This is a genomic window from Bradyrhizobium sp. HKCCYLRH1030 (assembly GCF_051168395.1).
Taxonomy (GTDB): Bacteria; Pseudomonadota; Alphaproteobacteria; order Rhizobiales; family Xanthobacteraceae; genus Bradyrhizobium.
Genome location: NZ_JBNPUY010000002.1, coordinates 33,614 through 55,784 on the forward strand (window position 1 = coordinate 33,614; position 22,171 = coordinate 55,784).

Annotated in this window: 23 protein-coding genes and 1 other RNA gene; 15 read left to right on the forward strand and 9 right to left on the reverse strand. The window is 66.1% G+C overall.

The features are described from left to right. Nucleotides 1-88: 88 nt before the first annotated feature. The 8 genes from yihA to dapE all read left to right on the forward strand — a co-directional run bounded on the left by yihA (nt 89) and on the right by dapE (nt 7,168). Nucleotides 89-748, forward strand: coding sequence for a ribosome biogenesis GTP-binding protein YihA/YsxC (yihA, locus tag ACQR1E_RS05575; protein WP_316192257.1), 660 nt, complete (start codon nt 89-91; stop codon nt 746-748). Beyond that, nucleotides 745-1,116, forward strand: coding sequence for a DUF423 domain-containing protein (locus ACQR1E_RS05580; RefSeq protein ID WP_315752203.1), 372 nt, complete (start codon nt 745-747; stop codon nt 1,114-1,116). The genes yihA and ACQR1E_RS05580 overlap by 4 nt, the downstream gene beginning before the upstream one ends. A 75-nt stretch (nt 1,117-1,191) precedes the next feature. Beyond that, nucleotides 1,192-2,088, forward strand: a complete 897-nt coding sequence (gene argB, locus ACQR1E_RS05585; protein WP_012047096.1) for an acetylglutamate kinase — start codon at nt 1,192-1,194, stop codon at nt 2,086-2,088. A 110-nt stretch (nt 2,089-2,198) separates the two neighbouring features. Beyond that, nucleotides 2,199-3,263: a DUF1036 domain-containing protein gene (locus tag ACQR1E_RS05590; RefSeq protein WP_316192256.1), complete on the forward strand. Its 1,065-nt coding sequence runs from the start codon at nt 2,199-2,201 to the stop codon at nt 3,261-3,263. Nucleotides 3,264-3,483: 220 nt separating this feature from the next. Next, nucleotides 3,484-4,176, forward strand: coding sequence for a pyrimidine 5'-nucleotidase (locus tag ACQR1E_RS05595; RefSeq protein WP_316192255.1), 693 nt, complete (start codon nt 3,484-3,486; stop codon nt 4,174-4,176). A 255-nt stretch (nt 4,177-4,431) separates the two neighbouring features. Continuing rightward, nucleotides 4,432-5,277, forward strand: a complete 846-nt coding sequence (dapD, locus tag ACQR1E_RS05600) for a 2,3,4,5-tetrahydropyridine-2,6-dicarboxylate N-succinyltransferase (RefSeq protein WP_316186629.1) — start codon at nt 4,432-4,434, stop codon at nt 5,275-5,277. A 68-nt stretch (nt 5,278-5,345) separates the two neighbouring features. Next, nucleotides 5,346-5,996, forward strand: a complete 651-nt coding sequence (locus tag ACQR1E_RS05605; RefSeq protein ID WP_315825869.1) for a DUF805 domain-containing protein — start codon at nt 5,346-5,348, stop codon at nt 5,994-5,996. Between the two features lie 17 nt (nt 5,997-6,013). Next, nucleotides 6,014-7,168 carry a succinyl-diaminopimelate desuccinylase gene (gene dapE, locus ACQR1E_RS05610; protein WP_316186627.1) on the forward strand — a complete coding sequence of 385 codons (1,155 nt, stop codon included), beginning with the start codon at nt 6,014-6,016 and terminating at the stop codon, nt 7,166-7,168. 83 nt (nt 7,169-7,251) lie between these two features. Here dapE and truA read toward each other — a convergent pair whose 3' ends face one another. The 3 genes from truA to def all read right to left on the reverse strand — a co-directional run bounded on the left by truA (nt 7,252) and on the right by def (nt 9,714). Continuing rightward, nucleotides 7,252-7,989, reverse strand: a complete 738-nt coding sequence (gene truA / locus ACQR1E_RS05615) for a tRNA pseudouridine(38-40) synthase TruA (RefSeq protein WP_316192254.1) — start codon at nt 7,987-7,989, stop codon at nt 7,252-7,254. A 120-nt stretch (nt 7,990-8,109) separates the two neighbouring features. Then, nucleotides 8,110-9,045, reverse strand: coding sequence for a methionyl-tRNA formyltransferase (gene fmt, locus ACQR1E_RS05620; protein ID WP_315825867.1), 936 nt, complete (start codon nt 9,043-9,045; stop codon nt 8,110-8,112). Nucleotides 9,046-9,186: 141 nt separating this feature from the next. After that, complete coding sequence (gene def, locus ACQR1E_RS05625) at nt 9,187-9,714, reverse strand: peptide deformylase (RefSeq protein WP_315715353.1); 528 nt, start codon at nt 9,712-9,714, stop codon at nt 9,187-9,189. A 169-nt stretch (nt 9,715-9,883) separates the two neighbouring features. Between def and ACQR1E_RS05630 the strand changes: the two genes are divergently transcribed. Continuing rightward, the gene (locus ACQR1E_RS05630) at nt 9,884-11,119 is read left to right on the forward strand and encodes a DNA recombination protein RmuC (RefSeq protein ID WP_434872037.1); all 1,236 of its coding nucleotides are present in this window, start codon (nt 9,884-9,886) and stop codon (nt 11,117-11,119) included. A 117-nt stretch (nt 11,120-11,236) separates the two neighbouring features. Then, nucleotides 11,237-12,622, forward strand: a complete 1,386-nt coding sequence (locus ACQR1E_RS05635; protein ID WP_316167268.1) for an AmpG family muropeptide MFS transporter — start codon at nt 11,237-11,239, stop codon at nt 12,620-12,622. A gap of 159 nt (nt 12,623-12,781) precedes the next feature. On the opposite strand, the gene ACQR1E_RS05640 is transcribed toward ACQR1E_RS05635, so the two are convergent. The 5 genes from ACQR1E_RS05640 to ffs all read right to left on the reverse strand — a co-directional run bounded on the left by ACQR1E_RS05640 (nt 12,782) and on the right by ffs (nt 16,343). Next, the gene (locus tag ACQR1E_RS05640) at nt 12,782-13,207 is read right to left on the reverse strand and encodes a hypothetical protein (protein WP_315715350.1); all 426 of its coding nucleotides are present in this window, start codon (nt 13,205-13,207) and stop codon (nt 12,782-12,784) included. 20 nt (nt 13,208-13,227) lie between these two features. Continuing rightward, nucleotides 13,228-13,827, reverse strand: coding sequence for a recombination mediator RecR (recR, locus tag ACQR1E_RS05645; protein WP_315715349.1), 600 nt, complete (start codon nt 13,825-13,827; stop codon nt 13,228-13,230). A gap of 25 nt (nt 13,828-13,852) precedes the next feature. Beyond that, entirely contained in the window at nt 13,853-14,173 is a 321-nt protein-coding gene (locus tag ACQR1E_RS05650; RefSeq protein ID WP_434896785.1) for a YbaB/EbfC family nucleoid-associated protein, read from the reverse strand. A 103-nt stretch (nt 14,174-14,276) separates the two neighbouring features. Then, nucleotides 14,277-16,115 (reverse strand): DNA polymerase III subunit gamma/tau, encoded by a 1,839-nt coding sequence (locus ACQR1E_RS05655; protein ID WP_316201553.1) that lies wholly within the window; start codon nt 16,113-16,115, stop codon nt 14,277-14,279. 131 nt (nt 16,116-16,246) lie between these two features. Further along, an RNA gene (gene ffs, locus ACQR1E_RS05660) (signal recognition particle sRNA small type) lies at nt 16,247-16,343 on the reverse strand. Between the two features lie 145 nt (nt 16,344-16,488). Between ffs and ACQR1E_RS05665 the strand changes: the two genes are divergently transcribed. From ACQR1E_RS05665 to ACQR1E_RS05685, 5 genes are all read left to right on the forward strand, one after another. Then, nucleotides 16,489-16,908 (forward strand): HIT family protein, encoded by a 420-nt coding sequence (locus ACQR1E_RS05665; RefSeq protein WP_315715346.1) that lies wholly within the window; start codon nt 16,489-16,491, stop codon nt 16,906-16,908. Nucleotides 16,909-16,911: 3 nt separating this feature from the next. Further along, nucleotides 16,912-17,856, forward strand: coding sequence for an NAD(+) diphosphatase (gene nudC, locus ACQR1E_RS05670; protein WP_315752214.1), 945 nt, complete (start codon nt 16,912-16,914; stop codon nt 17,854-17,856). A gap of 130 nt (nt 17,857-17,986) precedes the next feature. Next, entirely contained in the window at nt 17,987-18,487 is a 501-nt protein-coding gene (locus tag ACQR1E_RS05675; protein WP_315715344.1) for an Lrp/AsnC family transcriptional regulator, read from the forward strand. Nucleotides 18,488-18,599: 112 nt separating this feature from the next. Beyond that, the gene (locus ACQR1E_RS05680; RefSeq protein ID WP_316169643.1) at nt 18,600-18,929 is read left to right on the forward strand and encodes a hypothetical protein; all 330 of its coding nucleotides are present in this window, start codon (nt 18,600-18,602) and stop codon (nt 18,927-18,929) included. A 20-nt stretch (nt 18,930-18,949) separates the two neighbouring features. Then, nucleotides 18,950-20,416, forward strand: a complete 1,467-nt coding sequence (locus ACQR1E_RS05685; protein ID WP_316167266.1) for a methyl-accepting chemotaxis protein — start codon at nt 18,950-18,952, stop codon at nt 20,414-20,416. A 53-nt stretch (nt 20,417-20,469) separates the two neighbouring features. On the opposite strand, the gene ACQR1E_RS05690 is transcribed toward ACQR1E_RS05685, so the two are convergent. Next, nucleotides 20,470-21,969, reverse strand: coding sequence for a phosphomannomutase/phosphoglucomutase (locus tag ACQR1E_RS05690; protein WP_316169603.1), 1,500 nt, complete (start codon nt 21,967-21,969; stop codon nt 20,470-20,472). Nucleotides 21,970-22,171 lie beyond the last annotated feature (202 nt).

Genomic DNA, 22,171 nt, shown 5'->3' on the forward strand with positions numbered 1-22,171 from the left:
TGTCCCGGCCATCCACGTTTTGATATCCCGCGCAATGGGCGTGGATGCCCGGGTCAAGCCCGGGCATGACGAAGAGCGAGGCCTTGTCATGACCACCAGCCACGACACCGACGAGCGCCTGATCGAAAAAGGCCGCAAGCTGTTCGCCCAATCGTGGCGCTTCACCCATGCATCTCCCTCGATCGAAAGCCTGCCGCCGATGGGGGCGATCGAGGTCGCCTTCGCTGGCCGCTCCAATGTCGGCAAGTCCAGCCTGATCAACGCGCTGACCGGCCAGAACGCGCTCGCGCGCACCTCGCATACGCCGGGCCGCACCCAGGAGCTGATCTTCTTCGAGGGGCCCGAGCATGCGCCGCTGCGGCTGGTCGACATGCCCGGCTATGGATATGCCGCCGCGGCGAAGACCAAGGTCGCGTCCTGGACCGAGCTGATCCACAAATTCCTGCTCGGCCGCGCCTCGCTCGCCCGCGTCTATGTGCTGATCGATGCCCGTCATGGGCTGAAGGAAGTCGATCAGGAGATCCTCAAGACGCTGGACCGGTCCGCCGTCAGCTATCAGCTCGTCCTCACCAAGGCCGACCAGATCAAGCCGGCTGAGCTCGCAAGCCGGATCGCCGAGACCGAGGCCGCGCTCGCCAAGCATCCGGCGGCGTTTCCTCAGGTGCTGGCGACGTCGTCGCGATCCGGCACCGGCATGCCGGAGCTGCGTGCCGCCATGGTGCGGCTGCTGGAAGAGCGCAGCACATGATGACGCCGTGGCGAATCCTGGTCGCAATGGCCGGGCTGATGGGCGCCGCCGGCGTCGCGCTGGCGGCCAAGGCCGCGCACGAGCCCGACGCAGCGCGGCTCGCGACCGCCTCCACCATGCTGCTGTTCCACGCCTGCGCCCTGCTCGGCACCATCGCGCTGGCAGAGCGCGGCGTGGTTCATCGGCGCATCGGCCTGGTCACGGCGATCGGCTTCGTGCTCGGCCCGGCCCTGTTCGCCAGCGACCTCCTGATGCGGCAGTTCACCGGCGACCGGCTGTTTCCGTTCGCGGCGCCGATCGGCGGTAGCTTGCAGATCGCGAGCTGGCTCGCACTCGCGGTCTGCGCGCTGTGGCCGCGGCGGGCGTGATCCGGCGCTTTGCGCCGCGGGCGGCAATCGGCTAGAACGCGGCGCGACGCCCCCGACAGCCGAGACCTCCCAGACATGACCGACGCGACCACCATCAGCCCGCTCGATCAGGCCCGCATCCTGTCCGAAGCGCTCCCGCACATGCAGGAGTACGACGACGAAACCATCGTCATCAAATATGGCGGCCACGCCATGGGCGACGAGGACACCGCAAAAGCGTTCGCGCGCGACATCGTGCTGCTGGAGCAGACCGCGATCAATCCGGTGGTGGTGCATGGCGGCGGCCCGCAGATCGCGACCATGCTCAAGCGCCTCGGCATCGTCTCCGAATTCGCCGCCGGCCTGCGCATCACGGACGCGGCGACGATCGAGATCGTCGAGATGGTGCTGGCCGGCTCGATCAACAAGCAGCTGGTCGGCTACATCAACGAGGCCGGCGGCAAGGCCGTCGGGCTGTGCGGCAAGGACGGCAACATGGTGCGCGCGGTCAAGGCGACCCGCACCATGGTCGATCCCGACAGTCACATCGAGAAGGTGGTCGATCTCGGCTTCGTCGGCGAGCCGGACAAGGTCGATCTGACGCTGCTGAATCAGCTGATCGGCTACGAGCTGATCCCGATCCTCGCACCGCTGGCGACCTCGAAGGAAGGCCAGACCTTCAACGTGAACGCCGATACGTTCGCCGGGGCCGTGGCCGGTGCGCTGAAGGCCAAGCGCCTCCTGCTGCTCACCGACGTGCCCGGCGTGCTCGACAAGTCGAAGAAGCTGATTCCGGAATTGTCGGTGAAGGACGCACGCAAGCTGATCGCCGACGGCACCATCTCCGGCGGCATGATCCCGAAGGTCGAGACCTGCATCTACGCACTCGAACAGGGCGTGCAGGGCGTCGTCATCCTGGACGGCAAGGTGCAGCATGCCGTGCTGCTCGAGCTGTTCACCAACCAGGGCACGGGCACGCTGATCCACAAGTGAGCACTTCCCGCCAACTCTCTCCGTCATGGCCGGGCGAAAGCGCGGAGCGCGTCTTCGCAATGCAGACAGCCCGGCCATCCACGTTGTTCGGCGAGTTCGGAGCGAGAAACATGGATGCCCGGGTCAAGCCCGGGCATGACGATGGGGAGAGAGCGGGGCGTATCAAACCCTTCCGGACTCGCGCTCCGCTCAGCCTCACTGTGATCCTTCTGGCCTTGTTCGCCTCCCTCACCCCCGCCCGCGCCGACCTCAAGCTCTGCAACCGAATGAGCTACGTCGTCGAGGCCGCAATCGGCATCGACGAGAAGGCGGCAACCGCGACCCGCGGCTGGTTCCGGCTCGATCCGGCGACCTGCCGCGTGGTGCTGCAGGGGACGATGACCGCCGACCGCATTCTCCTGCATGCACGCGCGCTCAGCCTCTACGGCGCGTCGCCGCTCGCCGAGAACGGCAACGATCAGCTGTGCGTGGCGGCGGACAATTTCGTCATCGCCGCCGCCCGCCAGTGCCGCACCGGTCAGACGCCGGCGGCGTTCACGCAGGTGACGCCGAGCAAGGCCGACGACGGCACCCTGATCGCCTATCTCGCCGAGAGCGCCGAATATGACGACGAGCAGGCGCGGCTCGCCGGCATCCAGCGGCTGCTCGGCATCGCCGGCTATGACGCCTCGCCGATCGACGGCGTCGACGGGCCGAAGACGCAAGCCGCGCTCGCGGCGTTCCTGAAAAGCCGCGGGCTGTCATCCGACGTCGTGTCGCAGCCGAATTTCTTCGCGACCATGGTGGACGCGGTGCAGACGCCCTCACCCACCGGGCTGACCTGGTGCAACGACACCCCGCACAAGGTCATGGCGGCGGTCGGCACCGACGACGGCCGCACGGTGGTCAGCCGCGGCTGGTACCGCATCGATGCCGGCAAATGCCTGCATCCCGACATCACCGGGCAGCCGAAGAAGGTCTACAGCTTCGCCGAGGCGGTCGACGATGAGAACCGCACCATCAAACTGAAGAACAAGCCGCTGAACTGGGGCGGGCTGGTGCAGCTCTGCACCCGCGAGAACAAGTTCGAGACATCAGAGCAGGGCGACTGCCCGAGCCGCGGCTTCACCGCCACCGGATTCACCGCCGTCGACATCACCCGCGGCGGCAAGACGCTGCGCTTCGGGTTGCCGTGATGGGCATAGCGATGTTGCCCACGTTGCCACCACACCCACAGCTGTCATCCCGGCGAACGCCGGGATCCATAACCACCGGCCGAGGTTTGGGCCATCGGCATCAGCCATCATGCCGCAAGATAGCTTCCGCGGTATGGGTCCCGGCGTTCGCCGGGACGACAGCGGAATATGCCGCCCTAGCCGGGCATGATGACCGAAGGCAGGATGGACCGACGCCCACATGACAAAATCCCCTCGCGCCTTCGATCACGTCGACACCTGGGTGTTCGACCTCGACAACACGCTGTATCCGCATCACGTCAATCTGTGGCAGCAGGTCGATGCCAGGATCGGCGAGTTCGTCTCCAACTGGCTCAAGGTCGATGCGGAGGAGGCGCGCCGCATCCAGAAGGACTACTACCGCCGCTACGGCACCACGATGCGCGGCATGATGACCGAGCACGGCGTGCACGCCGACGACTTCCTCGCCTACGTGCACAAGATCGACCACTCGCCGCTGGAGCCGAACCCGGCGATGGGCGCGGCGATCGAGAAGCTGCCGGGGCGCAAGCTGATCCTGACCAACGGCTCGCTCGACCACGTCGACGCGGTGCTGGCGCGGCTCGGCATTGCCGCGCATTTCCACGGCGTATTCGACATCATCGCCGCCGAGTTGACGCCGAAGCCGGCGCGCGAGACCTATGACAAATTCCTCAAGCTCCATGACGTCGATCCTGCCAGGGCCACGATGTTCGAGGATCTCGCCCGCAATCTCGTCGTCCCGCACGACCTCGGCATGACGACCGTGCTGGTCGTGCCCGACGGCACCAAGGAGGTGGTGCGCGAGGACTGGGAGCTGGCGGGGCGCGATGATCCGCATGTCGATCATGTCACGGACGATCTGACCGGGTTCTTGCAGCGGCTGGTGGGGTGAAACCCGCCACGCATTGAGCTGTCATTCCGGGGCGATGCGAAGCATCGAACCCGGAATCTCGAGATTCCGGGCCTGGTCCTTCGGACCATCCCGGAATGACGGAGCATGATAAGCCGCACCTCCCGCGCGGACGGCCCCCGCCACCGATGCGTCCTTGACTCTCCGGGTCCAAATCCCGAAAAAGCCGCCCTGCCCACCATGCTCGTACACGGCCGTCCCCGGCTTTCTGCCCAGGGACCAAGCGAGGATCGACCGATGTCACTGTCCGCCCTGGAATCCACCATCAACAGCGCCTTCGATGCCCGTGATGGCGTCTCGACCACGACCAAGGGCGAGGTCCGCGACGCCGTGGAGAGCGCGCTGGAACTGCTCGACAAGGGCGAGGCCCGGGTCGCTGAGCGCGGCACTGACGGCAAGTGGAGCGTCAACCAGTGGCTCAAGAAGGCCGTGCTGCTGTCGTTCCGCCTCAACGACATGAGCGTGATCCCCGGCGGCCCCGGCCAGGCGTCGTGGTGGGACAAGGTGCCGTCGAAGTTCGAGGGCTGGGGCGAGAACCGCTTTCGCGACGCCGGCTTCCGCGCCGTGCCCGGCGCGATCGTGCGCCGCTCGGCCTACATCGCCAGGAACGTCGTGCTGATGCCGTCCTTCGTCAATCTCGGCGCCTATGTCGACGAGGCGACCATGGTCGACACTTGGTCGACGGTCGGCTCCTGCGCCCAGATCGGCAAGCGCGTGCACATCTCCGGCGGCGTCGGCATCGGCGGCGTGCTTGAGCCGCTGCAGGCCGGCCCCGTGATCATCGAGGATGACTGCTTCATCGGCGCGCGCTCGGAGGTTGCCGAGGGCGTGGTCGTACGCAAGGGGGCGGTGCTGTCGATGGGCGTTTTCCTGGGCGCGTCGACCAAGATCGTCGACCGCGAGACGGGCGAGGTTTTCGTCGGCGAGGTGCCGGAATATGCCGTCGTGGTGCCGGGCGCGCTGCCGGGCAAGCCGATGAAGAACGGCCAGATCGGCCCCTCCACCGCCTGCGCCGTCATCGTCAAGCGCGTCGACGAGCGCACCCGCTCCAAGACCTCGATCAACGAGCTGTTGCGCGACTGATTGAACCGCGGCTGCGGCCGCGGCAACGAATCTCCGGGCCGGCCAAGCCATCGGTCCGGAGGACGTCCATGGACTGGACCTGGTTTCTGTTTCGCTTCCACGGCCGGATCAACCGCGCCAAGCTCTGGCTGTCGTTGCTGGTGGTGCTCTGCTGGATGGTCTTTGCCGCCGCGCTGGTGGCGGGCGCGAGCAGGCTGCTGGGCGGCCCGACGGCCTTCAGCTTCAATCTGACCGACATCTTCGCGGTCCTCGACCCGGACACCTTTCGCGGCTTGACCCGCGCCGATATCGTCCCCGCCACCTTCCACGTCATCCTCACCCCCGTGTTCGTCTGGGTGTTTGCCGCAGGCGCCATCAAGCGGCTGCATGACCGCGACAGGAGCGGCTGGTGGACGGTTCCGTTCTTCGTCGTGCCCGGGCTGGTCAACCAGTACGCGGAGCGCATTCCCGGGACGGTCATTCCAGCGATCGTGGGCGGCGCTGGTGCGCTGCTCTCGCTGTGGGCCTTCATCGAATTGTACTGCCTTGCCGGCGATCCCTGGACCAATCGCTTCGGGCCCAACCCGTTGCCGAAGGTCCGATCCAGCGAACGCTCCGGCCAGCCAAGACCGCCCGCGCCCGCCTGGAACCAGCACAAGGAGCTGGAGTTCACCCCGCACGTTGCGAGCCCGCCGCGAGGGGAAGCGGCAATCGGCAGCACTAGCCCGCCGGCAAAATAGCATGTTAAGCGAAAGGCATGACCGATGCCCTCGCCATCACCCGCGACCTGATCCGCTGCCCCTCCGTGACCCCGGCCGATGCCGGCGCGCTCGGCGTGCTCGAGGCCCTGCTGAAAGACGCGGGCTTCACGACGCATCGCGTGACGTTCTCCGAAGCAGGCACGGCCGACATCGACAACCTCTATGCCCGCATCGGCACCGACGGGCCGCACATCACCTTCGCCGGTCACACCGATGTCGTGCCGCCCGGTGATGAAGCGGCGTGGAGCCTGCCGGCGTTCTCGGGCGAGGTGAAGGACGGCTACATCTATGGCCGCGGCGCCGTTGACATGAAGGGCGGCATCGCCTGCAGCGTCGCGGCTGCGCTCGACTATCTGCGCGATCACAGCGGACAGCCGAAGGGCTCGATCTCGTTCCTGATCACCGGCGACGAGGAGGACGTCTCGATCAACGGCACCATCAAGCTGTTGAAGTGGGCGGCCGAGCGCGGCGAGCGGTTCGACCATTGCGTGCTCGGCGAGCCGTCCAATCAAGAGGTCATGGGCGACTGCATCAAGATCGGCCGCCGCGGCTCGCAGTCCGGCACCTTGATCGTCGAGGGCAAGCAGGGCCACGTCGCCTACCCGCACCGTGCCTCCAACCCGGTGCCGGACATCTCGCGCCTGATCGTGGCCTTGTCGGACGAACCGCTCGACAACGGCAGCGCGCAGTTCCAGCCGTCGAATCTCGAATTCACCACCGTCGATGTCGGCAACACCGCCAGCAACGTCATCCCGGGCCTGGCGCGGGCGAAATTCAACATCCGCTACAATGACTGCCATACGCAGGAGACGCTGCGCGCGCTGGTCGAAGAGCGGCTGACGAAGGCCTGCGGCAATCGCATCCGCGCCCGCATCGACTGGCTGCCGTCGAACTCCAACGTGTTCCTGACCAAGCCCGGACCGTTCACCGAGCTCGCCGTCGCCGCGATCGAGAGCGTGACGGGCCGCAAGCCGGAGCTGTCGACCACCGGCGGCACCTCGGACGCGCGTTTCATTTCGAGCTACTGCCCGGTGATCGAGTTCGGCCTGGTCGGCCAGACCATGCACCAGATCGACGAGCGCGCCTCGGTCGCCGACATCGCGACCTTGACGAAGATCTATCGCGGCATTCTCGATCGCTACTTCGCGTGACCCCCTCTCTGCGCATCATTGCGAACGCAGCGAAGGAATCCAGGACGTCTCCGCGGCAGCGATATCGAGTGGAGCGGCCGCAATTAGTAGTCGACCTTCACGAGGTAAAGCCCTTCCGGCGGCGCGACGACGCCGCAGGCGGCGCGGTTGCGCGCGGCGAGCGCGGCGGCCAGATCATCGGCGGTCCAGCGACCCTGCCCGACCCACACCAGTGAGCCGACCATCGAGCGGACCTGGCTATGCAGATAGGAGCGGGCGGAGGTGAGGATGGTGATCGCATCGCCGTCCCTCACGACGTCGAGCTGATCCAGCGTCTTCTCCGGCGATTTCGCCTGGCATTCGGTATCGCGGAACGTCGTGAAGTCGTGCTTGCCGATCAGCCGCTGCGCGGCTGCATGCATTGCATCGGAATCGAGCCGCTGCGGCACCCGCCAGACGCGGCCGACCTCCAGCGCGAGGTTGGAGCGGCGATTGACGATCCGGTAACGGTAGTGCCGCCTGCGCGCGGAGAACCGCGCTTCGAAGGTGTCGGGCACGATCTCGGCGGCGAGCACCGCGACCGGGTTCGGCCGCAGATGCGCGTTGAGCGCGTCGCGCAGCTTGTCCGGGCGGAACTCCTTGGCGATGTCGCAATGCGCAACCTGGCCGGTAGCGTGGACGCCGGCGTCGGTGCGGCCCGAGCCGTGCACACGCGTGGGCACGCCGCAGGTCGCCTGCACCGCCGCTTCGAGCGCGCCCTGCACCGACGGCAAGGTCTCCTGCAGCTGCCAGCCGCAGAACGGCGCGCCGTCATATTCGATGGTGAGCTTGTAGCGGGGCATTCGGTCTATTGCTGCCGTCATCGCCCGCACAGGCGGACGATCCAGTATTCGCCGACGTCTCGGCGCGACAATGCACGTCTCGGCGTACTGGATACCCCGCTTTCGCGGGGTATGACAGCGTTACGAAAAACGAGCACCGCGATTCAATGGGGTGCCGCGCAGGAAATCCGCGGCCTTCATCGGGCCCTTGCCGGCGCGCTGCAGCTCGGTGATGCGGATCGCGCCGTCGGCGCAGGCGATGGTGAGCTGCTCGTCGAGCACGGCGCCCGGCTCGCCCGCGCCGCTGGCGAGCGCGCAGCGCAGGAACTTCAAACGCACCGCCTCGCCATCGAGCGTGACCTCGCTCCAGGCGCCGGGGAACGGCGACAGGCCGTGGATGTGCCGCAGCACCGCATGCGCCGGCTTCGTCCAATCGATCCGCGCCTCCGCCTTCTCGATCTTGGCAGCGTAGGTGACGCCCCCCTCGGCCTGCTTCGTCAACGTCAGCCCGCCGCGCTCCAGCGCCGCCATCGCGCGCACCATCAGGTCGGCACCGATCCGCGAGAGGCGATCGTGCAGATCGGACGCCGTCATCGCGTCAGTGATGGGCAGACGCTCGGCCATCGCAACGTCGCCGGTGTCGAGACCGACATCCATCTTCATGACCATCACGCCGCTTTCAGCGTCCCCTGCCATGATGGCACGGTTGATCGGCGCGGCGCCGCGCCAGCGTGGCAGCAACGAGGCGTGGAGGTTGTAGCAGCCGAGTTTCGGTGCATCGAGAATCGCCTGCGGCAGGATCATGCCATAGGCGACAACAACGGCGGCATCGGCCTCATGGGCGCGGAACCCAGCCAGCGCGTCCTCGGTCTTCAGCGTCTTCGGCGTGAGCACGGGAATGCCGAGCCGGCGCGCCTCGGTCTCGATCGGCGTCGGCACCAGCGCCAGGCCGCGGCGGCCGCCGGGTTTGGGCGCGCGCGTATAGACCGCCGCGATCTCGTGGCCGTGGCCGGCGAGTTCGAGCAGGGTCGGCACGGCGAAATCCGGCGTGCCCATGAAGATCAGGCGAAGCGGCATCTGGTGGAAGATCCTGCATTGCCGAATCCTCCGCGTCATGGCCGGGCTTGTCCCGGTCATCCACGTCGAGCTGCCTGTAACGCGCGGCGCGACGTGGATGCCCGGGTCAAGCCCGGGCATGACGGAGGAGAGAGTTGATCGTTACTCGCTGGCGCGCTTGGCGGCCTTGGCGAACTTCTTCATCACGCGGTCGCGCTTGAGCTTCGACAGATAGTCGATGAACAGCACGCCGTTGAGATGGTCGATCTCATGCTGGATGCAGGTGGCGTAGAGCCCCTCGGCATCCTCCTCGCGAACCAGCCCGTCGAGATCGGTGAAGCGCACGCGCACGCGCGCCGGCCGCTCGACCTCCTCGTAATATTCGGGGATCGACAGGCAGCCTTCCTCGTAGACCGACAGCTCGTCCGACTTGGCAACGATCTCCGGATTGATGAAGACGCGCGGCTCGCGCTTGCCTTCGCCGTTCGCGTCGGGCTTGGCCAGATCCATGGTGATGACGCGCAGCGGCTGCGCGACCTGAATCGCTGCGAGCCCGATGCCAGGCGCGTCGTACATGGTCTGAAACATGTCGTCGACCAGCTGCCGGATCTCCGGCGTGACCTTCTCGACCGGCTTGGACACCAGCCGCAACTGCCGGTCCGGCAGGATGATGATTTCTCTTAGGGACATGGCGCGCGATTTAAGCCGCGGAACCGGCGCGGTCAATGTGATGGCTCGCGGTTAAGACTTCGCTAACCATGAATTTCAATGCCTCGTTAACCATGATTCTTAACCCGGCCTTAACCATAAATGTTCTCGCTTCGTTCGCGAGCTTGTGCGAATCGGATAGACGGGCGTGATGACCGCCGCCAGCCAGTCTCTCAATCCTGTCGTCATCATGATCGGCGACCTTCCGGTCCGCGCCAGCGATGCGCTGATCGGATTTGGCTTGCTGGTGGTGCTGCTGCTCGTGATGATCGTGGCGGCCGTGGTGCGTTCCGGCCGGCGCGGCGCCGAGCTCGCGGCCCAGCAGGCGATGCGCAGCGATGAGATCGAACATCGGTTCAGCGAGATGATCCGCGTCCAGAGCGAGGCCTCCGGCCGGGTCGACGCGATGGCGCAGCTGCTCGCCGGCCGGCAGGTTGATCTTGCCCGCAGCGTCAACGAGCGGCTCGATGCGGTGACTCATCGCGTCGGACAGTCGATGGAGCAGAGTACGCGCCACACCATGGATAGTCTGCGCGTGCTGCACGAGCGGCTCGGCATCATCGACAATGCCCACCGTGATCTCAGCGAGCTGACGACCCAGGTCGCGACCCTGCGCGACGTCCTCGCCAACAAGCAGTCGCGCGGCGCGTTCGGCCAGGCGCGGATGGAGGCGATCGTGCAGGACGGACTGCCGAAGGGCAGCTACGCGTTCCAGTACACGCTCGCCAGCGGCAAGCGGCCGGACTGCGTCGTGTTCCTGCCCGACGCGCGACCGCTGTGCATCGACGCCAAGTTTCCGTTGGAAGCCGTGACCGCGCTGCATGATGCGGAGACGGACGAGGAGAAGCGCACCGCCGCACAGCGCCTGCGTACCGACGTGCTGCGTCACGTCAACGACATCGCGGAGAAATATCTGGTGGTCGGCGAGACGCAGGACACCGCGCTGATGTTCGTGCCGTCGGAATCGGTCTATGCCGAGATCCATGATGGCTTCGACGACGTCATCCAGAAAGCGTATCGCGCGCGCGTCGTGCTGGTGTCGCCGTCGCTGCTGATGCTCGCGATCCAGGTCATGCAGCAGATCATGAAGGACGCACGCATCCGCGACGCCGCCGACCAGATCCGCAACGAGGTGATCCATCTCGGGGACGATCTCGGCCGCCTGCGCGAGCGCGTGCTCAAGCTGCAGAAGCATTTCGGCGATGTCGGCGAGGACATCCGCCAGATCCTCATCTCGGCCGACAAGATCGAGAAGCGCGCCGCGCGGATCGAGGAGCTCGACTTCAGCAAACAGGACACGCCGGTGGCGTCACCACGCATCGCGCCAGCTACAGGCACCGCGCCGGATTTGTTTCCGCTGGCGGGACGCGCGCAGGCGGGGGAGTGATTGGGTAGCTCGCCCTTGTCGCAGCTTGAATTTTGCCAAGACTGTCATCGCCCGGCTCGCGGACGATGACAGCTGAGATGGAGAGCGTTTCTTGCGCAAATCTGCTACCACCCACCCATGACCGTACCTGAGGCTTCTTCCGACATCACCGCGACCGGCGCAAAGCCCGAGGCTGCGCCAAAAGCCCCCACCTGGCGCGAGAGCATGGCCGTCTATCTGCAGCCGCGCGTGCTCGTGGTGCTGTTCCTCGGATTTTCGTCGGGGCTGCCGCTGGCGCTGTCCGGCTCGACCTTGCAGATCTGGATGCGCGAGCTCGGCGTCGACCTCGGGACCATCGGGTTGTTCGCGCTCGTCGGCACGCCCTACACGCTGAAATTCCTCTGGGCGCCGCTGGTCGACGCGCTGCACGTGCCGCTGCTGACGCGCGCCTTCGGGCGGCGGCGCGGCTGGCTGGTGTTCGCGCAACTGCTGCTGATCGCCGCCATCCTGCTGCTGGCGTTGACCGATCCGGCGCACGCGCCGTTCATGGTGGCGCTGGCCGCGCTGCTGGTCGCCGCGATGTCGGCGACCCAGGACATCGTGGTCGACGCCTTCCGCGTCGAGAGCCTGCCGGAGAGTGAGCAGGCCGCGGGCATGGCGGCGTATGTCGCCGCCTACCGCATCGGCATGCTGGTCTCGACCGCCGGCGCACTGGTGGTGGTCAGTGCATTCGAGAACTCGGGGCTGACGCGTCCGTCGTCCTGGATGTGGGGCTATGTTGCGATGGCCGGACTGGTGCTGATCGGCACGATCACGGCCCTCGCGGCGACCGAGCCGGCCCAGTCGCAGCAGGCGGAGGCCGCGATGGGGGCGGACACCGCGCTCACCCGCGTGATGCATGCGGCTGCCGGGGCCTTCGTCGAGTTCCTCGGCCGACGTGATGCGCTCACGGCGCTCGCCTTCGTCGTGCTGTTCAAGTTCACCGACGCCTTCTCCGGCACGATGACCGCGCCGTTCGTGATCGATCTCGGCTTCAGCAAGGTCGACTACGCCGCGATCGTGAAAGGCGTCGGCCTCGCCGCCACGCTCGCCGGCGGCTTTGCCGGCGGTTTCGTCGCGCGGCGCTATTCGCTCGCCATCAGCCTGTGGATCGGCGGCATCGTGCAGGCGCTGGCCAACCTGTCGTTCTCATGGCTCGCCATCGTCGGCGTCAATCAGTGGGCGCTGGCGCTGGCGATCTCTGCGGAGAACCTCACCAGCGCGATCGGCACCGTGATCTTCGTCGCCTATCTCTCTGCGCTGTGCCAGAACCCGCTGCACACCGCGACCCAATATGCGCTGCTCACCGCGCTCGCCGCGGTTGGACGAACCTATCTGTCATCGGGCGCGGGCTATGTGGCGAAAGCGACCGGCTGGCCTGCATTCTTCGTCATCTGCGTGCTCGTCGCGATCCCGAGCCTCGTGCTGCTCGCTTGGCTGCAACGGCGTGGGCATTTCGATGATTTGGGGCCGGTGAAGTTGTAGCTGCCGCCTCACCGTCAACTGTCGTCACTCGCGAAGGCGGATGACCCAGTATTCCAGAGACGTCAGCTATCAACCGAGGGCCGCGGCGTACTGGATCGCCCGGTCGAGCCGAGCGATGACTGCAGAAGTCAGGAGGCGGCGCTCGCAGCGTCCCAAGTGTCACCGCTTCACCAAGCTCCACTTGGTCACGACCGCCTCACTCATCTGCCCCGCATCCTGGGCGCAGGCGATCTCGTCGACCTTGACCGCGATCTGCTTGCCGAGCAGGCCCTTGAGCTGCGAGGCCTGCGCCGTGTTCGCGGTGACGAGCTGGAACGTCTCCGGTCCGGTCTCGAGATTGCACAGCCCGCTCGGCGGCGGCAGGCGGCGCGGCTCGCTGGTGATCTGATAGGCGGCGGAGGGCTGGCCCGATTTGGCGCCTTTCAGCTTCAGCGCCGTCAGCTCGCCCGACAGCACGTCACCGGCATTGAGCGGACGCCCCGCCTTCTGCGGTGCCTCGCTTTGCTGCGCCAGCACCGACGGCGCCGAGAGTGCCGCCAGAATCGCGCCCAAAGCCAGCCGTTTGCCGAATCCGCGTTTCGTCATCAATTCACTTCCGTCTGTGCTTAGAACAAGGTCCGCTGCCGCATCGCGGCCGAGAGCGTGCCTTCGTCGAGATAGTCGAGCTCGCCGCCGACCGGCACGCCATGCGCCAGCCGCGTGACCTTGACGTTCGCCTCCTGCAGGAGGTCGGTGATGTAGTGCGCCGTCGTCTGGCCGTCGACCGTCGCGTTCAGAGCGAGGATGATCTCCTGCACCTCCGGCGCATGCGCGCGCTGCACCAGCGCGTCGATGGTGAGATCCTGCGGACCGACTCCGTCGAGCGGCGACAAGGTGCCGCCGAGCACGTGATAGCGGCCGTTCGAGGCCTTGGCGCGCTCCAGCGCCCAGAGGTCGGCGACATCGGCGACGACGACGATCATCGCGGGATCGCGCCGCGGATCGGTGCACACCGTGCAGGGATTCTGCGTATCGATGTTGCCGCAGGTCTTGCAGACCTGGATGCGATCGATCGCGACCTGCAGCGCCGAGGCAAGCGGCACCATCAGCGCCTCGCGCTTCTTGATCAGATGCAGGGCGGCGCGCCGCGCCGAACGCGGCCCGAGGCCGGGCAGGCGCGCGAGCAGCTGGATCAGGCGTTCGATCTCAGGACCAGCGACGGCCATCAGTTCACGAATGTCATCAGGTCAACTAACCAAAACCGAAGCCGGGCGGCAGGCCGAGCTTGCCGGTGATGGCCTGCATCTTCTCCTGCATCGCGGCTTCCGCCTTGCGCCGTGCATCGCCATGCGCGGTCACCAGCAGGTCCTCCAGGATCTCGGCCTCATCCGGCTTGAGCAGCGACGGATCGATCTTGATGCTCTTCACGTCCATCTTGGCGGTCATGCGCACGGCAACCAGACCGCCGCCCGAGATGCCCTCGACCTCGACGTTGCCGAGTTCCTCCTGCATCTCCTGCATCTTCGTCTGCAGCTGCGCCGCCTGTTTCATCATGCCGAGAAAGTCAGCCATCGGAGCACCTCATCATCAGCCACCTTGTTGAGCATGATCTCCGCGCAAACGCCTCTGGCGTTTGTCGCGAGGAAAACCGGTTTCCACTTTTCCGGATCATGCTCTAGAAATCATCATCGTCGGACTCGTCGGGCGGCTCGACAGCACTGGCGTCCGATTCGGGCGGCTCGGGGGCGAGCCGGCGCACTTCGACCACCTTGGTGCCCGGGAACCGCGCCAGGATCTCCTGTACGCGCGGATCGGCCTCCGCCGCCGCCTCTCGCTCGCTCTTGGCGCGCAGATTCTGCTCGCGCAAGGTCGCCTGACCCGGCTCGTTGGAAACGATCACCGTCCAGCGCCGGCCGGTCCAGTCTTCCAGCTTGCGGCCGAGGTCCGAGACAAGCGAGCGCTGCGCCGTCCGTTCCAGCGCGATCTCCAGCCGTCCCTCCTCGAAGCGGACCAGCCGCACGTCCATCTCCAGCGCGCTCTTGGTGATCAGGTCACGATTCTTGCCGGCCAGCGCGACGAGTTCCTGAAAGCTCGCGATGCGTAGCGCGGGCTGGTCGTGTGTTGCCGGCGCCGGCTGTGACGACATCGCCTGCGGGCGCATCGAACCGCCGACCGCGGCGAGCGTCGGGCCTTGCGCGCGCGGCGCCTGCATCGGCGCCGACGTCATCACAGGCGGCGTTCCCGCGCTCATGGTGGATGCCGGCGCAGCACGCGCTCCGCCGCCGTTCGTGACAACGGGAGATCCGCCGCCGTTCTGGTCGATCATCCGAATGGCTTCGTCGGGCGTCGGCAGATCGGCCGCGTAGGCAATCCGTACCAGCACCATTTCCGCGGCGGCGGCCGGGCGCGTCGCACCTTGGGTCTCGGCGATGCCCTTGAGCAGCATCTGCCACATCCGCGACAGCACCCGCATCGACAGCTTGGTGGCGAAGTCGCGCGCGCGCAGCCGCTCGGTCTCGCTGAAGGCGACGTTGTCGGCCGTGGCCGGCACGACCTTCACCCGGGTGACGAAGTTCACGAACTCGGCCAGATCCGACAGCACGACCACGGGGTCGGCGCCGACGTCATATTGCTCGCGGAATTCCTTGAAGGCGGCGGCGATGTCGCCGCTGGCGAGATGGTGGAACAGGTCGATCACGCGGGTGCGGTCGGCGAGGCCCAGCATCTGACGGACATCGTCGGCGCGGACTTCGCCGGCGCTGTGCGCGATCGCCTGATCGAGCAGCGACAACGAATCGCGCACCGAGCCTTCGGCGGCGCGCGCGATGATGCCGAGCGCCTCGGGCTCGATCGTCACGCCTTCCTTGGTCGCGATGCCCGAAAGATGCTTCATCAGCACGTCGGCCTCGACGCGGCGCAGATCGAAGCGCTGGCAGCGCGACAGCACCGTCACCGGCACTTTGCGGATCTCGGTGGTCGCAAACACGAACTTGGCGTGCTCCGGCGGCTCCTCCAAGGTCTTCAGGAAGGCGTTGAACGCCGCTGTCGACAGCATGTGGACTTCGTCGATGATGTAGACCTTGTAGCGCGCGCTGGCCGGCGCATAGCGGACGCTGTCATTGATCTGGCGGACGTCATCGACGCCGGTGTGGGACGCCGCGTCCATCTCGAGGATGTCCATGTGCCGGCTTTCCATGATCGCCTGGCAATGGGTGCCGAGCACCGGCATATGGATGGTCGGCCCCTTCACCGAGCCGTCCGGCAGCTCGTAATTCAATGCGCGGGCGAGAATGCGGGCGGTGGTCGTCTTGCCGACGCCGCGGACGCCGGTCAGAATCCAGGCCTGGGGAATCCGGCCGGTCTCGAACGCGTTCGAGACGGTGCGCACCACGGCCTCCTGGCCGATCAGATCTGCGAAGCTGGAGGGGCGGTATTTGCGCGCCAGCACCCGGTAGGGCTTGGCGGGAGCGTCGGCGCTGTCAGGCGGAACAGGTGGGGCGCCAGCGTCGGTCATCGAGCGATCCGCAAGTGAGCATTCCAGGCCGGCATCGATCGCGATCGTCGACGCAATCAGCCGGAGCGCGGTCGAGCGCCCGCCCTGCGCGGGGTCCCCGCCATCTTTGCGCGATTCGCTCGAGAAAACAGGTAGGAGACTGACGAGCGACCCGATCCGGACCTCGTTAGGGCTGCTTCCTTCCGGACCTGACCCGGTTGGCGAGTGGCTCGTCCACCGCCAATCTCCCGCTGCCTATTTGGGGCCAAATGGTCCGGAAAGCAAGCGCGAGCTTCGCCGGCCTAGTCTACCGCCCCGCGGGCTTGTGCCGCAGCTCGGAAAGGCTTTAGGTGCCCGCGAGCTCCCCACCTGACCATCCGCCAGGAACCGCCGCATGCCCGAATCAGCCTGGTCGCTGCATCCGCAACTTGCGAAGGATACGATCGACATTGGCGACCTGCCGCTGTCCCGCGTGCTGGTGATCAAGGACGCGAACTATCCTTGGCTGCTGCTGGTGCCGCGGCGCGAGGGCGCGGTCGAGATCATCGATCTCGACGAGGTCGCGCAGGCGCAGCTGATGACCGAGATCACGCGGGCGTCACGCGCGCTCAAAGAGATCACCAAATGCGACAAGCTCAACGTCGCCGCGCTCGGCAACATGGTGCCGCAGTTGCACGTCCACATCATCGCGCGACGCACAAGTGACGTGGCCTGGCCGCGACCGGTGTGGGGCGCCGCGCCGCCTGTGCCCCACGATGCGCAGGAGGTGCAGCAGTTCATCAGCGCTATCAGGCGCAAGATCTGGCTAGGGTGAGAGATGTCGCCATTCGACTTGTTTCCGTTGGGCAAGCCGGCCTTCGTCGGCCATCCGATCGATCGCGCCGCCCATCTGCGCTTCCATGACGAGAGGCTGCTCGGCTTCGAGAGCAAGCCGTCGACGCGGGCCTATGTCGTGCATCGCGATTCGCTGGTGCTGAAGCGCGAGGGCGACAAGCTGCGCGCGCTGCTGTCGATCGACGAGGCGCTGAAGTTCGGTGCCAATCCGGGAACGATCTTCCTCGGGCTGCAGGACGGCGCGGCGGTGTTCGGCATGGGCATCTCGCCGGCGGCCGTCGAGAAGCTCGCCGGGCGCGACGATGTGGCGGTCACCGAGCTGCGCGGGGTGGCGATGCAGGGCGCGATCCCGGTCGACCAGTTGGCGACGATCGCGATGGCGAAGTCCCTGGTATCATGGCATCAGCGCCACGGCTTCTGCGCAAATTGCGGCGCCAAGACCGCGATGCGCGAGGGCGGCTGGAAGCGCGAATGCCCGAGCTGCAAGACGGAGCATTTCCCGCGCACCGATCCGGTCGTGATCTCGCTGGTCGCCTCGGGCGACAAGTGCCTGCTCGGGCGGCAGAAGCAGTTTCCGGCCGGCATGTATTCCTGCCTCGCCGGCTTCGTCGAGGCGGCTGAGACGATCGAGGACGCCGTCCGGCGCGAGGTGTTCGAAGAATCGGGCATTCGCTGTACCGACGTGACCTATTACATGACCCAGCCTTGGCCCTATCCGTCGTCGTTGATGATCGGTTGCAGCGCCCGAGCGCTCAACGAAGACATCGTCATCGACCGCACCGAGCTCGAGGACGTGCGCTGGTTCAGCCGCGACGAGGCCCGGCAGATGCTACTGCGGCAGCATCCGGATGGCTTGGCGGGACCGCATCCGTTCGCCATTGCTCATCATCTGGTCGGCCGCTGGCTGAAGGAGAACGACGAGCGGTAACAGGAAACCAGCCCGGCCCTCTGCGGAAACGGCCAGACCCGGCCGCAAAGGGCTGAACGGCCGATCCTTGCCTTGGAACGATTTTCTCTATATGAGGGTTTTATAGCCTTCCTATGGAACAAGTTTCTCCATGACCGATGTCGCCGCCCAAGGCTCCGAGGCCAATCGCCGGCTCGATGCCATTGACCGCAAGATTCTGATGGTCCTGCAGGAGGACGCATCGCTCTCCGTCGCCGAGATCGGCGATCGGGTCGGATTGTCGTCGACACCGTGCTGGAAGCGCATCCAGCGGCTGGAGGCCGATGGCGTGATCCTGCGCCGGGTGGCCCTGGTCGATCAGAACAAGATCGGGCTCGGCATCTCCGTGTTCGTGTCGGTGGAGAGTGCCGACCATTCCGAGGCCTGGCTGCGCAAATTCGCCGAGGCGGTCAGCTCGATGCCGGAGGTGATGGAGTTTTACCGGATGGCCGGCGACGTCGACTACATGCTGCGCGTCGTCGTTGCGGACATGCAGAGCTACGATGTCTTCTACAAGAAGCTGATCAGCGCGGTGCCCCTGAAGAACGTCACCTCGCGCTTCGCCATGGAGAAGATCAAGTCGGTCACGGCGCTGCCGGTGCCGCCGGTCTGAGCCGAGCATTCCGGGCCGCTTGGACGTTGCAGCGCCGGCGTCCCGAACTCCAGTCGTCATCCCTAACGAACGTTTACCGGAAGTTATTCCCATCCCTCTATTCTTGGATGTGATGACGTCCGGTGCAACCATACCTCCGTCTTCGCGCCCGTGGCTCAATGCCACGGCGCTTCTGATCGCGAGCTTTGTCGCGGTCGCAGCGCTGTCACTCCAAGTGCGCGCGGGGAGCGAAATCGTGGCCGTCGCTTTCCCACCTTGGTGGAGCGCGCAACACGCGATGCTCGCTGCGGCCTCGGCTGACGCCGCGCTCGTGCGCACAACGACCATTTCATCGCTGCTGGTCGTTCGTCCCGGCGAACACGACGGCTCGGCGCGGCTGCGCGAGGCCGGAGCCTGGCTCATCATCGATCCGCAGGCGGTCTCCGCCTGCCTTGCAAAATGATCTCTTTGGGGGAATCGGAAATGAACGTCGAGACCAGCGATCTGGCAACCCTCCGGCACACGACCAGCAAGCTTCTGCTGGCGGTACTCTGGGTTCACGTTCCGCTCTCCCTCATCATCGGGCTGTCGCGCGGCGACTGGCTGATGCCGACCATGCTCATGGTCGTCATGGCGGTGGTGGCGACCCTTTCCTGGCGCAGCGCCGGCGACACCTTGTCGACCCAGCTCACGGTCGCGGTCGCCGTCATGGGCGGTGTATCTGTGCTTGTCTACCAGATGTCCGGACATGCCTGGCAGATCGACATGCACATGTATTTTTTCGCCGCGCTCGCCTGTCTGGTCGCATATTGCGACTACCGGCCGATCCTGGCCGGCACCGTCGCCGTCGCGCTTCACCATCTGGTCCTGAACTTCGTCTTTCCTGCAGCGATCTACCCGGGCGGCGCTGATTTCGGCCGCGTTGTGCTGCATGCGGTCATCCTGCTGATCGAGGCCGGTGTTCTCATCGCCCTTGCGCTCAAGCTGACGCAGTTGTTCGAAACCAGCGCGCGCAAGACCGCGGAAGCCGAATCGGCGATCGCTGCCGAGGCGCGCGCCACCGCCGAGCGGTTCGAGGCCGAGCAACGCGTCAAGCAGCAGGCTGATCTTGCCCGTCGCGAGCTTGCGGAAGGCTTCGAGCGCAAGATCGGCGGCATCGTCGAGGCGGTGGCCGTCGCCGCCAACGAGATGCAGAGCCTGTCCTCGTCGATGAGCCGGAGCAGCGCGGAGTCCTCGCGCCAGACGTCGGCCGCGGCCGGCGCCTCGCAACAGGCGTCGACCAATGTCGAGACGGTCGCTGCCGCAACGGAAGAGCTGACTGCGTCGATCAACAGTATCTCACAGCAGGTGACGCGGTCGGCGGAGATCGCCGCGAAAGCGGCGGACGAAGCTCGCCGCACCAACACCGTGGTCGCGAGCCTGGCTGCCGGCACTCAGAAGATCGGCGAGGTGGTGACGCTGATCCAGACGATCGCCAGCCAGACCAACCTGCTGGCGCTGAACGCCACCATTGAGGCGGCGCGCGCCGGCGAGCACGGCAAGGGCTTTGCCGTCGTGGCAAGCGAGGTCAAGGCACTCGCCAACCAGACCGCGAAGGCCACCGAGGAAATTTCCAGCCAGGTGCAGAGCATCCAGAGCGCAACGGGTGACGCCGTCTCCGCCATCCAGGCGATCGGGGGAACGATTGCCGAGATCGACGACATCTCCAAGGAGATCGCCACCGCGGTCGAGCAGCAGGGCCTCGCCACCGGAGAAATTTCCGGCAACGTGCAGCAGGCGGCCGAAGGCACGCGGCTGGTCAGCCAAAGCATGGGCAGCGTGACCCGTGCCTCCGACGAGACCGGCAGCGCCGCCTCGCGCCTGCTGGAGTCCGCGACCGGACTCACCTCGCAATCGACCCGGCTCAAATCCGAGGTCGATCAGTTCCTGAGCTCCCTGAGGGCCGCTTGATCCCATCGAGTAGGATGGGATCAGCGCCCTAGCGCGACATCATCGACGCGGCCTCAGATCGTCTGGTTGTAGGCGCCGACTTCGGGATGCGTCCGCAGCACCTCGTTGACCGCCTCGAACATGTCGTGCATGCGCTGCTCGGACACCGGGCTTTCGACCACCACCACGAGCTCGGGCTTGTTGGATGACGCTCGCACCAGACCCCAGCTGCCGTCCTCGACGGTGACGCGGACGCCGTTGACGGTGACGAGATCGCGGATCTTCTGCCCCGCCACCTTGCCGCCCCGCTGCTGCAGCGCCTGGAAGTGCTTCACGACAGCGTCGGCGACGCCGTATTTGACCTCGTCGCCACAATGCGGCGACATGGTCGGCGACGACCAGGTCTTTGGCAGCGCGTTCTTCAGGTCGGCCATCGACTTGCCCGGCGCCCGGTCGAGCATCTCGCAGATCGCGATCGCCGAGACCAGACCGTCGTCATAGCCTCGCCCGAACGGGCGGTTGAAGAAGAAGTGGCCCGACTTCTCGAAGCCGGCGAGCGCACCGAGCTCGTTGGTGCGGCGCTTCATGTAGGAATGGCCGGTCTTCCAGTAGGCGGTCTTCGCGCCCTGCGCCTGCAGCACCGGATCGGTCATGAACAGGCCGGTTGACTTCACGTCGACGACGAACTGCGCGTCCTTGTGGATCGCCGACATGTCGCGCGCCAGCATCACGCCGACCTTGTCGGCGAAGATCTCCTCGCCGGTATTGTCGACCACGCCGCAGCGATCGCCGTCGCCATCGAAGCCGAGGCCGACATCGGCCTCGTGCGCGAGCACGGCATCGCGGATGGCGTGCAGCATCTCCATGTCTTCGGGATTGGGATTGTATTTCGGGAAGGTGTGATCGAGCTCGGTGTCGAGCGGGACAACCTCGCAGCCGATCGCCTCCAGCACCTGCGGCGCGAACGCGCCCGCGGTGCCGTTGCCGCAGGCCGCGACCACCTTCAGCCTGCGCTTCAGCTTGGGACGGCTGGTGAGGTCGGCGATGTAGCGCGCCGGATAATTCTCATGGAACTGATAGGAGCCGCCGCTGCCATTCTTGAACGCGGCCTCGAGCACGATCTCCTTGAGCCGGGTCATCTCTTCGGGGCCGAAGGTGAGCGGGCGGTTGGCCCCCATCTTCACGCCGGTCCAGCCGTTGTCGTTGTGCGAGGCGGTCACCATGGCGACGCAGGGCACGTCGAGATCGAACTGGGCGAAATAGGCCATCGGCGTCACGGCAAGGCCGATGTCATGCACCTTGCAGCCGGCGGCCATCAGGCCCGAGATCAGGGCGTATTTGATCGAGGCGGAGTAGCCGCGGAAATCGTGCCCGGTCACGATCTCCTGCTTGACGCCGCGTTCGGCGATCAGCGCGCCCAGCCCCATGCCGAGCGCCTGCACCCCCATCAGATTGATCTCCTTGTTGAACAGCCAGCGCGCGTCATACTCGCGGAAGCCCGTCGGCTTCACCATCGGCTCGGATTCGAAGGCGTAGGTATTGGGAACCAGGACGGGCTTGGGTTTCGGAAACATCTGGAGACGGCCTCGGCAATATCACATCAATGGAAGAAGGCATTCGTGCTTAGCACGACGTCAGACAACAGTGTCAGAAGGCAGAGGAATGCAGGCAACAATCGGGCAGGACCGCTCGAGTAGGCCACCCGACGAACTATTCAATGACTGCGACTCGGGATCGGCCTGCCTGCCGGTATGTGGGGGCCGGTGACGCGCGAAA